We start from the raw sequence: 14,924 nt of genomic DNA on the forward strand, positions 1-14,924 counted from the left end.
CGCAGAGGACCGAGGACCGCAGAGGACCGAACCGGCGGAGCCGCGACCACCCCCACGGAAAGAGGAGCAACACCGTGACGGACCGCACTCCGCATCCGTACCCGCTTCCGCAGAGCGACCGGCTGACGACAGCCGGAACCCTCCCCGCGCCGGCCACCTTCCCACCACGTCCTCAGATGGACACCGAGGCCCTCTACGCCCAGGCCGCCGCCGACCGGCTCGGCTTCTGGGCGGAACAGGGCCGCCGCCTGTCCTGGGACAAGCCGTTCACCACCGTGCTGGACGACACCGAGTCACCCTTCTACCGCTGGTTCACCGACGGCACGCTCAATGCCTCCGCCAATTGCCTCGACCGCCATGTGGCCGCCGGGCGCGGCGACCGTGTCGCCTACCACTGGCACGGCGAGGAGGGCGAGACCCGGACGATCACGTACGCGGCGCTGCTCGAGGAGGTGCAGCGGTTCGCGAACGCGCTCAAGGGACTCGGCGTGACCGCCGGCGATGTGGTCGGCATCCACCTGCCGATGATCCCCGAGGCCATCGTGGCGATGCTCGCCTGCGCCCGGATCGGCGCCCTCCACAACGTCGTCTTCGGCGGCTTCGCCCCGCAGGCGGTCGGCGAACGGATGGCGGCCTGCGGAGCCAAGGCCCTGGTCACCGTCGACGGCGCCCGCCGCAAGGGCCGTGTTACCGCGGTGAAGCAGGCCCTGGAGGAGGTCCTGGAGACCCTGCCGGACCTGGAACATGTCGTGGTGGTCGGCGCCGCCGAGGCGCCGTGCCCCATGCGGCCCGGCCGTGACAGCTGGTACGCCGGCCTGTGTGCCGCGGCCGATCCGGAGTGCCCCGCCGTGCCGCTGCCAGCCGAGCACCCGCTGTTCATCCTCTACTCGTCGGGATCCACCGCCGCGCCCAAGGGCGTCGTCCACACCACCGGCGGCTACCTGACCGGTGTCTCCTACACCCACCGGGTCGTCTTCGACCTGGCCCCGGAACGGGACGTCTGGTTCTGCACCGCCGACATCGGCTGGATCACCGGCCACAGCTACCTGGTCTACGGCCCGCTGCTCAACGGCGTCACCTCGGTGCTCTTCGAGGGCGCGCCCGACCACCCCCACAAAGGCGTCTGGTGGGAGCTGGTGGAGCGCTACGGCGTCACCCAGCTGTACACGGCTCCCACCGCCATCCGGGCCGCCATGAGCTGGGGCGAGGAGCTGCCGGGCCGCTACGACCTATCGTCGCTACGGCTGCTGGGCAGCTGCGGCGAGCCCATCGATCCGACGGCCTGGCACTGGTACCACCGGGTGATCGGCGGCGGCCGCTGCCCGGTCGTGGACACCTGGTGGCAGACCGAGACCGGCAGCATCATGATCGCCCCGCTGCCGGGGGCCACCGGCACCAAACCGGGATCGGCTACGCGGCCGCTTCCAGGCGTGTCCGCCGAACTCCTCGACGCCGATGGCACCCCGGTCACCGGCGGGACCGGGCTCCTGGCCCTCACCGAGCCGTGGCCCAGCATGCTCCGCACCCTGTACGGGGACGACGAGCGGTATCTCGTCACCTACTTCTCCCGCTTCGGCAAGGACACCTATCTGGTGGGCGACGCCGCCCGGCTGGACGAGGACGGCTGCTTCTGGATCCTCGGCCGCACCGACGACGTGATCAACGTCTCCGGCCACCGGCTCTCCACCGCCGAGGTGGAGTCGGCCGTCGCCGCCCATCCCGCCGTCGCCGACGTGGCCGTGGTCGCGATCCCGGACGAGCTGACCGGCCAGGCCGTGGTGGCTTTCGTGACGCCGGCCGGCGGCCGCCCGGGCGACGCGGCACTGGAGACCGAGCTGCGCCGGCACATCGCGGTCCGCATCGGCAAGCTGGCCCGCCCCAAGAGGATCGTCTGGGCCGCCGACCTGCCCAAGACGCGCTCCGGGAAGATCATGCGCCGCCTGCTGCGCGATCTCCTCACCGGCCAGGAGACCGGCGATGTGACGACGCTCGGCGAACCGGACGTGATGGCCGCCCTCACCGCCGCCGTGACCCACCCCATCCACTGACCGCCCTACTCGAGAACTGGCATCCCCATGCAGAAGCACAGCAAGCGCGGCATCGTCGCCCTGAGCGGGGTCCGCACCCCCGTCGGAAGGTTCGGCGGCGCGCTCGCCGACGTCCCCCCGGCCGACCTGGCCGCCCTGGTCACCCGCGAGGCGCTGCAGCGCAGCGGCCTCACCCCCGAGGACACCGGACAGGTGGTCTTCGGCCACGTCATACCCACCGAACCGCGCGACCTGTACCTGGCGCGGGTGGCCGCCGTACAGGCCGGACTGCCGGTGTCGGTCCCGGCGATGAACGTCAACCGGCTGTGCGGCAGCGGCCTGCAGGCTCTCGTCTCGGCCGCCCAGGGCATCGCACTGGGCGACTGCCAGGTCGCGGTGGGCGGCGGCGCCGAGGCGATGAGCCGCGGCCCCTACTGGCTCCCACAGGCCCGCTGGGGCGCCAGGATGGGGGACGGCCGGATGCTCGACGCCATGGTCGCGGCGCTCACCGACCCCTTCGACGGCGTCCACATGGGCATCACCGCCGAGAACGTCGCCGAGCGCTGGGAGGTCTCCCGCGAGGACCAGGACCAGCTGGCGCTCACCAGCCACCACCGGGCCGCCGCCGCGACGGCCGAGGGCCGCTTCGCCGACCAGATCGTCCCGGTCGAGGTCCCCACCCGCAAGGGCAAGGTCCGGGTCACCACCGACGAGCACACCCGCCCCGGCATCACCGAGGCCGACCTCGCCGAGCTGCGCCCCGCCTTCAAGCCCGACGGCACCGTCACCGCCGGCAACTCCTCCGGCATCAACGACGCGGCCGCGGCCGTCGTCCTCGCCGACGCGGGCGTCGCCGCCGAGCACGGCCTGGAGCCGCTGGCCCGCCTCGTGGCCTACCGCCATGTCGGAGTCGAGCCGGCCTACATGGGCATCGGACCGTCCCCCGCGATCAGCCGCCTGCTGGAGGACACCGGCCTGAAGGTCGACGACATCGACGTCTACGAGGTCAACGAGGCGTTCGCCGCCCAGGCCCTGGCCGTGACCCGCGAACTCGGCCTGCCGCCCGAGCGCACCAACCCCAACGGCAGCGGCATCGGCCTCGGCCATCCGGTCGGCGCCACCGGTGCCGTCCTCACCGTCAAGGCCCTGCACGAACTGCGCCGCATCGGCGGCCACTACGCCGTGGTGTCCATGTGCATCGGCGGCGGCCAGGGCATCGCCGCCCTGTTCGAACGTGAAGGAGGAGACCAGTGATGGCCGCCCACAGCCCGTTCGGCGACTGGACCCGGAAGCCGTTCCGCGACTGGTACGAGGCCATGGAGCAGCAGGCCGCCGAGGCCACCGAGCAGCTCGTCTCGGGCAGCGCCTTCGCCGAACTGCTGGGCCTGACCGCGGGCAACTTCGCCGCCCTCACCCGCATCAGCGGCGAGACCTGCGACCTGATGCTACGCAACATGCGCCTGGCGGGCCGGGCGGACATGACCCGGCTGGGCCACCAACTCGCCCGCACCGAGGACAAGCTGGAACGCGTACTCCAAGAGGTCGAGGACCTGCGCGACCAGCTCCCGGACCGGTCGGCCGATGAGGAGGCGGGACCATGACCACCGTTCACCCCCTGCGTCCGGCCAGGATGCTGGCCGAGGCAGTCAACCTGATCCTCACCGCGGACCAGGCGAACGTCGCGGCCACCCCCCGCGACGTCGTGTGGACCCACCGCACGACCACGCTCTACCGCTACCGCAGCGACCGGCGCCGCCACCCCGTCCCGGTACTGCTGGTGTTCGCGCTGATCAACCGGCCGGACGTGTTCGACCTCAGGCCGGGGAACTCCTTCGTGGAGTTCCTGCTCGCCGAGGGGTTCGACGTCTACCTGCTCGACTGGGGCGTCCCGGACGAGGAGGACGCCGACCGGGGCCTGGAGCACTACGTCTGCGACCAGTTGCACTGGGCCGTACGCCGGGTGCTGCGCAGCTCCGGCAGCGACGGGGTGTCCCTGGTCGGCTGGTGCATGGGCGCGGCGTTCACCGCGATGTACGCGGCACTGCACCCGGGCGGCCCGGTCGTCAACACCGTCCTGCTCACCATGCCCTACGACACCGAGGGCAGCGTGTATCGGTGTTGGGTCACGGCCGACACCTACGACGTGACCACACTCGCGGACCTGCGGGTCATCCCCGGCCACGCCATCGACTGGGCGAACAAGATGCTCAAGCCGGTGGGCAACTACGTGACCACCTACCGCAGGCTGTGGGACCAGGTGGAGCAGGGCACCGTCGACCGGGAGGCGTTCCAGTCGATGGCACGCTGGGTGGCCGACAATCCGCCGTTCCCGGCACGCGCCTACCGGGAGTGGATCACCTGGCTGTACCAGGACAACCGCTTCGCCGCAGGCACACTCCGGCTGCGCGGCCGCCGGGTCGACCCCGCGAGAATCGACGCCGCCGTCCTCGTGGTGACCGCGGCCGACGACCACATCGCCCCGCGCGCGGGCACCGTGCCCTTCCTCGACCGCGTCGGCTCCACCGACGTCACCCACTTCGACCGCCCGGGCGGACATATCGGCCTCATGGCCGGCTCCAAGGCCCGGGACCGGATCTGGCCCGACATCGCCGACTGGCTCACCGTCCGCTCGACCCCCACCCCCGCAAGGAGCACCTCGTGACCATCACCGCCCCCTTCGCCACCACCACCGCCGGCCAAAGCGTTCAGGGCCGGGTCGCACTCGTCACCGGCGGCACCCGCGGCATCGGTGCCGCCATCAGCCGCAGCCTGGCCGGCGCCGGCGCCACGGTCGCCGCCGCCTACGCCGGCAACGCCCGCCGCGCGAGCGACTTCCTCGACGAGTGCCGCACCGAGTTCGGAACGGAGAACGAGCGGGTCACCGCCCATCAGTCGGACGTCAGCTCCGCGGACGAATGCCGCCGCCTGGTCGCCGACGTCGTCGAACGCCACGGCCGTATCGACATCCTGGTGAACAACGCCGGCATCACCATCGACCGCACGGTGGCCCGCATGACCGACGACGACTGGCAGCAGGTGCTGGACGTCAACCTCTCCGGTCCCTTCTATCTCGCGCAGGCGGCGCTCGGCCGCATGGTCGAGCAGGGGTCGGGCCGGATCGTGATGATCTCCTCGGTGATCGGCGAGACCGGCAACATCGGCCAGGCCAACTACGCGGCCACCAAGTCCGGCCTCTTCGGCCTCACCAAGACCCTCGCCCGCGAGGCCGCCTTCCAGCTGGCCAAGTCCGGCCACCAGGACCCCTACGGGCCCGGCATCACCGTCAACGCCGTCACCCCCGGCTTCATCGCCACCGACATGCTGGAGCACATCCCGGCCAAGGTGCTCGACCGCATCGTCGGCCAGGTCCCGCTGGGCCGGCTCGGCCGCCCCGAGGAAGTGGCCCGGCTCGTGCGCTTCCTGACCGACGACGCCTCCGCCTACATCACCGGGCAGGTCTGGGGCGTCAACGGAGGCCTCGACATGTGAACTGTCGACTCCCTTCCCGCGCCCCCGCGAGAGAAGGGCCATCCACCACCCACAGGAGGTATTCATGCAAGGCATGAGAGCAGAAGAGTACGGCGCCGGCTTCGACGCGGCCGTACGCGACCTGGCAGACATCCAGGACAGGTGCCGTCACGCCGTCAAGCAGACCGGCATCGCCGTCGTCGACGCCTGTGAGAAGTCGGTGGTCGCCGCGGTCCGCGCCCAGGAGCAGACCTCGCAGGCCGGTGCCGAGTGGGCCGCAGACACCGTGCGCACTCAGACCGGCCTCACGAAGGAGCTCAACGCCGTCGCACTCGGCGTGCTCCGTCAGCTCCTGGGCTGAGCCGGGGCACTCCCCAGCCGGTGGCCGCCGCCGTGCAGGCCACCGGCTTCCGCTTGTGCCGAAGGCCTCCGCCCTTCGTACGGCGTTCAGCCGTCCCAGGTCCAGTCCGCCACTTCCGGCAGGTCCATCCCGTGCTCGCGGATCGACAGATGGTGGCGCTGCCGGGTGTCCTCCATGCGCTGGCGTACGGCAGCCGCACGTACCGCCAGTCCAGGAACGCGGTCGATGACGTCCATGACCAGCCGGTAGCGGTCCAGGTCGTTGCGCACCACCATGTCGAACGGCGTGGTCGTGGTGCCGATCTCCTTGTAGCCGCGTACGTGCAGGTTGCGGTGGCCGGTGCGCCGGTAGGCGAGGCGGTGGATCAGCCACGGGTACCCGTGGTAGGCGAAGATCACCGGCTTGTCGGCGGTGAACAGTCCGTCGAACTCGAAGTCGCTCATGCCGTGCGGGTGTTCCTCGCTGGTCATGGGAACGTCGCCCGCGCAGCCGAGCACCACGTCCGGTTCACGCGTGCCGTCCTCGGTGCCGGCCCACTCCCAGATACCGGCACCGCGGGCACAGTGGACCTTCGCCGGGCCGGTCCAGCCCTTGGGGGTGCGCAGCACGATCACCGGCCAGCACGGCCGGTCGGTGGCGCCGTTCTCACGGGCGGCGCGCTGGAAGGCGGCGATGCGCTCGACGGCCGTGTCCATCGCCGCGGCCATCGCGCGATGGACGGCGGTCGGCGCATGGCCGCAGCGCCCTTGCCCGTGTCCACAGAGGCTGAGTGGCGAAGCCATGCCTCTCGGCCCGGTCACCCCTCCGGGTCGTTCAACCCCAGATGTCGGAGTTCAACGGAGCGTAGTCAGCACCAAGTCAGCACGGGAGAGGTGAAGACGGGTGATGACGTGGGCTATTTGGTCAGCACAAAACCAGCACGTGATCCAGCACCGCACCGTCAATTCACCCCGAACTACGGGTCCCGGATGCCAGTCGTTTCGACCACCTGCGAGGCCCTGAACCGCCCTTCCGTGAGTCGGCATGGTGGCCGCGCGCATAGCCGACCCCCGAACTATGTTGCCCCGCCACATGTGCGCCTGACCTGCATGTTCCTACGGTGTGCCGACACCCACCCGTCCCCACCGCACCCGAGGAAGTGGCGCACATGGCCTCCGCAGCAGCATCCGCTCCCCCAACACCCGGCAACCTCAAGCGCATCGTCGCCGCCAGCCTCATCGGCACCACCATCGAGTGGTACGACTTCTTCCTCTACGGATCCGCCGCCGCGCTCGTCTTCAACAAGCTGTTCTTCCCGGGCTCCGACCCGCTGGTCGGCACGCTCCTGTCGTTCCTCACCTACGCGGTCGGGTTCGCCGCCCGTCCGCTCGGTGCCCTGGTCTTCGGGCACTACGGCGACCGGCTCGGGCGCAAGAAGCTGCTGGTGCTGAGTCTGCTGCTGATGGGCGGGGCGACCTTCGCGATCGGGCTGCTGCCCACGCACACGACGGTCGGTACCGCCGCACCGGTCCTGCTCACCACGCTGCGTCTGGTGCAGGGCTTCGCGCTCGGCGGCGAGTGGGGCGGCGCCGTGCTGCTCGTGTCGGAGCACGGGGATGCGCGGCGGCGCGGCTTCTGGGCCTCCTGGCCGCAGACCGGCGCACCGGCCGGGCAACTCCTCGCCACGGGTGTGCTGTCGCTGCTGACCGCCGTGCTCTCGGACGCCGCGTTCGGCTCCTGGGGGTGGCGCATTCCCTTCCTCCTGTCCGGAGTACTGGTGATCGTCGGCTTGTGGATTCGTCTGTCTGTCGATGAATCGCCTGTGTTCCAGCAGGCGTTGGCGCAGGCCGAGGCCCGTAGGGCCACCAAGGGCGGTGACGCGGAGAAGCTGCCGCTGGTGTCCGTCCTGCGTCACCACTGGCGGGACGTGCTGATCGCCATGGGCGCGCGCATGGCGGAGAACATCAGCTACTACGTGATCACCGCCTTCATCCTCGTCTACGCCACCACGTCGGCCGGTGTCTCCAAGCAGACGGCCCTCAACGCCGTCCTCATCGCCTCAGCCGTGCACTTCGCCGTCATCCCGGCCTGGGGCGCGCTCTCCGACCGGATCGGCCGCCGACCCGTCTATCTGCTGGGCGCGGCCGGAGTCGGCCTGTGGATGTTCCCGTTCTTCTGGCTCATCGACACGGGCGGCTTCGGCGATCTCGTCCTCGCGGTGACCATCGGTCTGGTGCTGCACGGGGCGATGTACGCACCCCAGGCCGCCTTCTTCTCCGAGATGTTCGCGACCCGCATGCGCTACTCGGGGGCGTCCATCGGCGCCCAGTTCGCCTCCGTGGCGGCCGGCGCGCCCGCGCCGCTGATCGCGACCGCCCTGCTGTCCGACTATGGCAGCTCCACGCCGATCGCCCTGTACGTGATCGCAGCGGCCGTCCTGACCCTGATCGCGGTGGGCGTCGCGAAGGAGACCCGCGACCGCGACCTGGCCCAGGTCGACGCCTCGGCCGACACGGAGCCCGCGGGGACACGGGCGGCCGACGCGCGTACCGCCTGAGCCCCGGTCCCCCGAATCGGCCCCGCGACTCTGCGTGCGGGGCCGACGCACGTCTGTCGTCGTGGTCGGGCACCCTTGTGCCGGTGCGCCTGCCGCGGCCCGCGCCGTACGGACGGTCAGCCTCTGGGTATCGACGACAACCGGTGCAGACGCAGCGCCAGTTGGATCTCCAGGGCGCGGGCCGGGCTCTGCCAGTCGTCGCCGAGGAGTCGGCCCACTCGCTCCAGGCGCTGCGCCACGGTGTTCACATGGACGTGCAGTTCGTCCTTGGTGCGTGCCGGGCTCATCCCGCAGGTGAAGTACGCGTCGAGGGTGCGTACGAGGTCGGTGCCGCGCCGGTCGTCGTAGGCGACGACCTGGCCGATCGTGCGCTCGACATAGCCGGCGATGTCCCGGTCCCCGGCGAGCAGCAGCCCCAGGAAACCGAAGTCCTCGGCGGCGGCCCCGTCCCCGGCGCGGCCCAACAGGCGCAGGGCGTCGAGGCAGCGCTGTGCCTCCGCGTAGGCGGCCGCCACCACCTCCGGGCGGTCGGCGAGGCGCTCGACGGGCGCGGAGGCGCCGACGGTCACCCTCTCGTGCACGGCGGTGCCCAGCTGCCGGGCAGTACGGCGGGCGAGGTCGGTCGCGGTGTCGCCCGGGGCGAGGGGCAACAACAGGACCGTACCGCCGTCGCGGGCGGCGGCGAGTGCGTGCCGGGTGGCCGCGAGATGGGACGCGGCGGACCACAGCCGGCGGCGTGCGGCCGCTTCCTCGTCGGCGTCGGCCGCCTCGACGTCGAGGCGGGCGGCGAGCACCACATGGGTGGCGTCGAGGTCGGCCCGCAGCCGGGCGGCGCGCTCGCGCAGCACCCGTGGGTCGCGGTCCCGGGCGTCGAGGAGATCGTCCAACAGCTCTCCACGGACGCGCTGTTCGGCTTCCGCGGCCGAGCGGCGGGCGAGCAGCAGCAGGGAGGTGACCATCGCGGCGCGCTCCAGCGTGCGCTGGTCGACGGGGTCGAGCCCCGGATGGCCGCGCAGCACCAGCGCACCGAGCAGTTCACCGCCGGCCGCCACCGCCGCGATCCAGTCGTCCCCGTGCCGTACGGCGTGGCCCTCGGCGCGGGACGCCTCCAGGGCCGCGGCCGGAGCCGTGTCCGCCTCCCTGAACTCGACCGTGCCGTGCAGAACCTGGGAGACCGCAGCGGCCACGTCGTGAACGCCGCCACCGCGCAGGACGAGTTCGGCGAGCCGGTCATGGACGTCCGACGCGCGCTCGATGACCGCGCTGCGGTCGCGGATGATCTCATTGGCCCGGGCGAGCCGGTCCAGGGCCGAACGCGTCTCGGTGAGCAGGTTCGCGGTGTCGATGGCCGCGGCGGCCAGCGCGGCGAAGGAGCCGAGGAGCGCGATCTCCTCGCGCTCGAAGACCCGGGAACGGCGGTCTGCGGCGAACAGCACCCCGATGACCTGCGCGCCGATCATCAGGGGGACACCGAGGATCGCCACGAGCCCCTCGTCCAGCACGCCCGAGTCGATCGTCCGCGTGTGCTGGAAGCGGTCGTCCCCGAAGTAGTCGGGCGTCACGTAGGGGCGGGCGGTCTGGGCGACGAGTCCGCCGAGCCCCTCGCCCATGCCGAGCCGCAGCTGCTGGAAGCGGGCGGCGACCGAGCCCTCGGTGACCCTCATGTAGGTGTCGCCCGCGGCCTCGTCGTTGAGCGTCAGATACGCGACGTCGGTGCTCAGCAGCGACCGGGCGCGCTGGACGATCGCCTGCAGGAGGGCGTCGAGGTCGCGCAGCCCGGCGAGGTCGTGGGCGGTCTCGAAGAGCGCGGACAGCTCCGCCTCACGGCGGCGTCTGCCCTCCATCTCCGCGCGCACGCGCAGCGCGAGCCGCTTGGCCTGCTCAAGCGCTGCGACGCGCTCCGGCGGCAGGCCCTCGGCGCGGGCGAGCAGCACCGGCTGCTCGTACGCGTCGGCCGACGCGCCCCGGGCCAGGAGCTCCAGGAACGGCGCCTCGGCACCGGTGCCGAGGCGCTCCGCGGACTGTACGTGATCGCGAGACATGCCCCCAGGATGGCCCACCGCCGGGCCGGGGCCGTCGGCCCTGTGGACAACTTGTGGCATGGCCCCGCTCAGTGCGCCGTCCAGCCGCCGTCGAGGACCAGCGACGTACCGGTGATGAACGATGCCCCCGGGCTGCACAGATAGGCCACCGCCTCGGCGACCTCCTCCGGTTCGATCAGTCGCTTGACGGCGCTGTCCTGCAGCAGTACTTCGGACAGCACGCGCTCCTCGGGGATGCCGTGCGCCCTTGCCTGGTCCGCGATTTGCTTCTCGACGAGGGGCGTACGCACGTACGCCGGGTTCACACAGTTCGACGTGACCCCGTGCGGCGCGCCTTCCAGGGCGGCGGTCTTCGAGAGCCCTTCCAGACCGTGCTTGGCAGCGACATATGCCGACTTGTACGCGGATGCGCGCAGGCCGTGGACCGACGACACGTTGACGATGCGCCCCCAGCCCTGTCCGTACATGTGCGGCAGCGCCCCGCGGATGAGCCGGAACGGCGCCTCCAGCATGACCGTCAGCACGGTGTGGAAGACATCGGGCGGGAACTCCTCCAGCGGACGCACGAGTTGGAGCCCGGCGTTGTTGACGAGGACGTCGGTTCCGACGGCGGCGAGTTCGGCCGCGTCCAGGTCGGTGAGATCGAGGACGTGCGGCTCGACGCTGCCCGCGAGGCCGTGAGCCGCGCCGGCCAGGGCATCGAGTCCGGCGGCGTCCCGGTCGACCGCTCTCACCTTGGCCCCGGCGGCGGCCAGCCGCAGCGCGCACGCGCGGCCGATACCGCCGGCGGCACCGGTGACGAGGGCGGTGCGTCCGCCCAGGTCGAGGGAGAGGGCGTGGGGGGCCGGAAGGGGGTGGTGGGGCGCGGTCATATCTCGACTCTAGGCAGTCCCCAGGCACCACCCCATGTGTTCACCGCCCATACTTCACAGCGGATAGGTGGGGTCGAACCATGTGGGTGCATCCGAGAGCGCCTGCTTGATCCGAAGCACCCCGAACTCGTTCAGCTCCGGCAGCGCGTCCACCGTGAACCAGCCGACCTCCAACGACTCGTCGTCGTTGACCCGCGCCTCTCCGCCGACGGCGCGGCAGCGGAAGGTGATGTCCATGAACTGGCAGTTGTCGCCGTTCGCGTATGTCACGGGGTCCAGGGCCTGCACGAGGACGACCCGCTCGGGCACGCACCGCACGGCCGTCTCCTCGTACACCTCGCGCACGGCACAGGCCGCAGGCTGCTCACCAGGTTCCGGTATCCCGCCGATCACCGACCACTTGCGTGTGTCGGTACGGCGCCCCAACAGCACTCTGCCGTCGTCGTCGAAGACGATGGCGGTGACCCCGGGGAGCCAGAGCATCTGATGACCGGCCGAGGCCCTGAGGGTCCGGATGAATTCGGGAATAGCCATGGAGCGACCCTAACGGGCCGGTTCCGTCACCTCTGGCTCTTCGAGGGCGACGTCACCGGCACCCCGGTCGCGGCGACCGCGCGCCGCCGATGCCAGCGCCCAGCCCAGTCCGCCGATCGCGACGAGCACGAGGACCGTCTCGGGCAGGGTGCCGAGCCGTGTGGCGGGGGTCTCGGAGGAGCGCAGTGGAACCTTCTGGACCAGTGAGTCGGCCACGAACATCCCGGTCCGCTGGGTGATCTTCCCGTCCGGCATGATGATGGCGCTGACGCCGCTGGTCACCGGCACGGTGACGGTGCGGCTGTGTTCCACCGCGCGGATGCGGGACATGGCCAGCTGCTGGTAGGTCATCTCGCTGCGGTCGAACGTGGCGTTGTTGCTGGGCACCGAGATCAGCTGGGCTCCGTCGGTGACGGTGGTGCGCACCGTCCAGTCGAAGGCGGCCTCGTAGCACGTGACGAGCCCGACCTTGGCGTCCGCCATGGTGAACACGCCCGGCTTCTGTCCCCGGCTGAAGTCCTGGCGCACCATCGACGTCCAGTTCGCGTTGATGGCACCGAGCAGCGAGCGCAGCGGGAGGTACTCGCCGAACGGCTGCACCTGCCGCTTGTCGTACGTGTCGACGGGGCCCTTGTTCGGGTCCCACAGGATCTGCTCGTTGTAGAGCTTGCCGCCGCGCTCCACGACACCGCCGACCGAGACGGGCACGCCGATCGCCTTGGCGGCTCGCTGGATCACGGTGGCCGCGTCGGCGTTGGCGAAGGGGTCGATGTCGGAGGAGTTCTCGGGCCACAGCACGAGGTCGGGCCGCGGGACCTTGCCCGCCTTGACCTTCGCGGCCAGGCGTTCGGTCTCGCGCGCGTGGTAGTCGAGAACGGCACGCCGCTGGGCGTTGAACGCGAGTCCGGAGCGCGGCACGTTGCCCTGGACGAGGGCGACGGTCGCGGTGCCGTTCTCGGCCTTGTCGCTGACCAGGGAGCGCGCGGCGACGGCGCCCAGCACCGGAACGACGACGCTCAGCGCCGCCACGACGGCCGCTCCGCGCCGGAGCACGCCCCCGGTGCGGCGCCCCTCGACGGCGAGGCGCATGATCTCGTACAGCCCGAAGCCGCACAGCACCACAGCGAAGCCGAGCACCGGGGTACCGCCCACCGCGGCCAGCGGCAGGAAGACACCGTCCGCCTGTCCGAAGGCGATCTTCCCCCAGGGGAAGCCGTCGAAGGGCGCACGTGCGCGTGCCGCCTCTCCCGCGATCCACAGGGCCGCCGCCCACACCGGCCAGCCGGGCAGCCGGGAGACCAGTGCGATCCCCGCGCCGACGAGCGCGACGAAGATCGCCTCCACCGCGACGAGCGCGAGCCACGGGCCGGAGCCGACCTCCACACCGGTCCACACGAGCAGCGGCAGCAGGAAGCCGAGCCCGAACAGATAGCCGAGGCCCAGTCCGCCCTTCCAGCTGCGGCCGCGCAGGGTCCAGCCGAGGACGGCGAAGGCCGGCAGGGCCAGCCACCACAGGGTCCGGGGCGGGAAACTGACGTAGAGCAGCACTCCGGAGAGCGACGCGGCGGCGGCCGGAACGAGGCGCCGCACCCGGTGGGCACCACGAGGCGCGGGTGCGGCCAGGGGTTCGAGCTGTTCCGGCTCGCCCACGGAAGTTGCGGTGACGGTCACCCGGGGAGTCTACGGCGCGTGACGAAACCGCGGACAGCTCGGGCCGCTTCGCACCTGAGGCGTTGTGCCCGCTCTTCCACCGCCTTGTTCCACCCTTCTGTCGTGTCGTTCCTTCTGTCGTGTCGTTCCTGCGCAACTCGTCCACAAACCGGCGCATCACCCGTTACCGTGTGCCCGAGCCTCCGACGTGCGGCCGGATGCGGCCCGCGACGGGCGGGGGCCCGTCACAGGGGGGCGACGGGGTGGGGTCCACGGGGACGCGGTCCGCGGCCGGGGCCGCGGACACGGAAGACGAGAGACGAAACGTTTCGGATGCGACCGGCGCCCTGTTGCTCGGGGCGTGCGCGGCCTGGGCGCTGATCACGGCCGCCGCACGGGGCGGCAGACCCGAGGGCGTCCTTCTCGCGGTGCTCGCGGTCACGGCCGGCTTCGCGTCGGGGCGCATCTTCGGGGCGCTCCTGCCGGTCGCCGCACCTGCCGCGGGCGCCGTCACCTGCCTCGGGCTCGCGGTCGCTGCCCCGCACGCCACGGCGGGCTCGCAGTCTCTCGCGCCGCTGGGGCACACCGGCGCCGTCGCCGCACTGCTGACGCTGTCCTCGGGGGCGGCATGCTGCGGCGCATGGGCGGCCCGCGCTTCCGCGCCACGCCTCGCGCTGCGGGTCTTGGCCGCGGGCATCGCGGTGGTCGCGGCGGCGCTCGGCTCGACGACAGGTCTCGTGGCATCCACCGGCGTACTGCTGTGCTCCCTCGCCGTCGGCCGCACCAGACGCCGCGCCCCCGCGCTGGCCGCGCTCGCGCTCGTGGCGACCGTGGTGACGGGAGCGACCTGGGCGATCTCGGCGAACGTACTGCCGGGCGGCCTCGACACCTTTCTGGAGGGCCAACTGGGCCGGCACCGGGCCCTGCTCTGGCACGACGCGCTCGCGCTGGCCCGCCAGGAACCGGCACTCGGCGCGGGCCCCGGGCGTTTCGGCGAGCTGAGCCCAACGGCAACCCAGTCGCTCCTGCCCGACGGCAAGCCCCACTCCGCACCACTGCAGCAGGCCTCCGAGCAGGGGCTGATCGGCGTGGCTCTGCTCGCGGCGGTCTTCTGCTGGCTCCTGTACGCACTGTGGCGCACATGGCGCGCCACGCCGATCGCGCTCACGGCGGGCGCCGCGTTGACGGTGCTCGCGGTGATCGCGTCGGTCGGCAACGCCCTGAGCTTCACGACCGTGACGGCGGGAGCGGGGCTACTGGCCGGAATCGCGACCGCGCATCCCCTGAACGGCGAAGGGAGGCCCGGGCGGGAGTCCGAGTGGGGCGGGCCGCCGCAACCGTGAGCGCTATGTACAGGGAGAAGGCTGCATGTATAAGGCTGTATGTATAGGGAGCTCTGTACAGCGAGCAGAGGAAGAAGCGGGAGGTGTGATC

General features: G+C 71.7%; 13 protein-coding genes. 8 read left to right on the top strand and 5 right to left on the bottom strand.

All coding sequences use genetic code 11. From position 1 onward, the window contains the following. Nucleotides 1-122: 122 nt before the first annotated feature. The 6 genes from acs to ASC56_RS02480 all read left to right on the top strand — a co-directional run bounded on the left by acs (nt 123) and on the right by ASC56_RS02480 (nt 5,856). The gene (gene acs / locus ASC56_RS02455; protein ID WP_371330028.1) at nt 123-2,048 is read left to right on the top strand and encodes an acetate--CoA ligase; all 1,926 of its coding nucleotides are present in this window, start codon (nt 123-125) and stop codon (nt 2,046-2,048) included. Nucleotides 2,049-2,075: 27 nt separating this feature from the next. After that, on the top strand, nt 2,076-3,281 hold the full coding sequence (gene bktB / locus ASC56_RS02460) for a beta-ketothiolase BktB (protein WP_055489427.1): 1,206 nt from the start codon (nt 2,076-2,078) through the stop codon (nt 3,279-3,281). After that, a complete protein-coding gene (locus ASC56_RS02465; RefSeq protein ID WP_055489428.1) occupies nt 3,281-3,628 on the top strand; it encodes a hypothetical protein in 348 nt (115 codons plus the stop codon). Before bktB ends, ASC56_RS02465 begins: the two co-directional genes overlap by 1 nt. Then, nucleotides 3,625-4,689, top strand: coding sequence for an alpha/beta fold hydrolase (locus ASC56_RS02470; RefSeq protein WP_055489429.1), 1,065 nt, complete (start codon nt 3,625-3,627; stop codon nt 4,687-4,689). Before ASC56_RS02465 ends, ASC56_RS02470 begins: the two co-directional genes overlap by 4 nt. Beyond that, nucleotides 4,686-5,516, top strand: coding sequence for a 3-oxoacyl-ACP reductase FabG (gene fabG, locus ASC56_RS02475; protein WP_055489430.1), 831 nt, complete (start codon nt 4,686-4,688; stop codon nt 5,514-5,516). Before ASC56_RS02470 ends, fabG begins: the two co-directional genes overlap by 4 nt. A gap of 73 nt (nt 5,517-5,589) precedes the next feature. Next, nucleotides 5,590-5,856 carry a hypothetical protein gene (locus ASC56_RS02480; RefSeq protein ID WP_055489431.1) on the top strand — a complete coding sequence of 89 codons (267 nt, stop codon included), beginning with the start codon at nt 5,590-5,592 and terminating at the stop codon, nt 5,854-5,856. An 86-nt stretch (nt 5,857-5,942) separates the two neighbouring features. On the opposite strand, the gene ASC56_RS02485 is transcribed toward ASC56_RS02480, so the two are convergent. Beyond that, entirely contained in the window at nt 5,943-6,638 is a 696-nt protein-coding gene (locus tag ASC56_RS02485) for a hypothetical protein (RefSeq protein ID WP_267887601.1), read from the bottom strand. A gap of 365 nt (nt 6,639-7,003) precedes the next feature. Between ASC56_RS02485 and ASC56_RS02490 the strand changes: the two genes are divergently transcribed. Then, on the top strand, nt 7,004-8,392 hold the full coding sequence (locus ASC56_RS02490; RefSeq protein WP_055489433.1) for an MFS transporter: 1,389 nt from the start codon (nt 7,004-7,006) through the stop codon (nt 8,390-8,392). Nucleotides 8,393-8,508: 116 nt separating this feature from the next. Here the strand turns inward: ASC56_RS02490 and ASC56_RS02495 are convergent, their stop codons facing one another. From ASC56_RS02495 to lnt, 4 genes are all read right to left on the bottom strand, one after another. Further along, nucleotides 8,509-10,434, bottom strand: a complete 1,926-nt coding sequence (locus ASC56_RS02495; protein ID WP_055489434.1) for a GAF domain-containing protein — start codon at nt 10,432-10,434, stop codon at nt 8,509-8,511. Nucleotides 10,435-10,502: 68 nt separating this feature from the next. Next, entirely contained in the window at nt 10,503-11,306 is an 804-nt protein-coding gene (locus tag ASC56_RS02500) for a 3-hydroxybutyrate dehydrogenase (RefSeq protein WP_055489435.1), read from the bottom strand. A gap of 54 nt (nt 11,307-11,360) precedes the next feature. Continuing rightward, complete coding sequence (locus ASC56_RS02505) at nt 11,361-11,840, bottom strand: NUDIX domain-containing protein (protein WP_055489436.1); 480 nt, start codon at nt 11,838-11,840, stop codon at nt 11,361-11,363. Nucleotides 11,841-11,849: 9 nt separating this feature from the next. Further along, complete coding sequence (lnt, locus tag ASC56_RS02510) at nt 11,850-13,511, bottom strand: apolipoprotein N-acyltransferase (protein WP_055489437.1); 1,662 nt, start codon at nt 13,509-13,511, stop codon at nt 11,850-11,852. A 197-nt stretch (nt 13,512-13,708) separates the two neighbouring features. Here lnt and ASC56_RS02515 point away from each other — a divergent pair, with 197 nt between their 5' ends. Further along, the gene (locus ASC56_RS02515) at nt 13,709-14,833 is read left to right on the top strand and encodes an O-antigen ligase (protein WP_055489438.1); all 1,125 of its coding nucleotides are present in this window, start codon (nt 13,709-13,711) and stop codon (nt 14,831-14,833) included. Nucleotides 14,834-14,924: the final 91 nt, after the last annotated feature.

The organism is Streptomyces sp. TP-A0356 (assembly GCF_001417775.1).
Classification (GTDB): Bacteria; Actinomycetota; Actinomycetes; order Streptomycetales; family Streptomycetaceae; genus Streptomyces.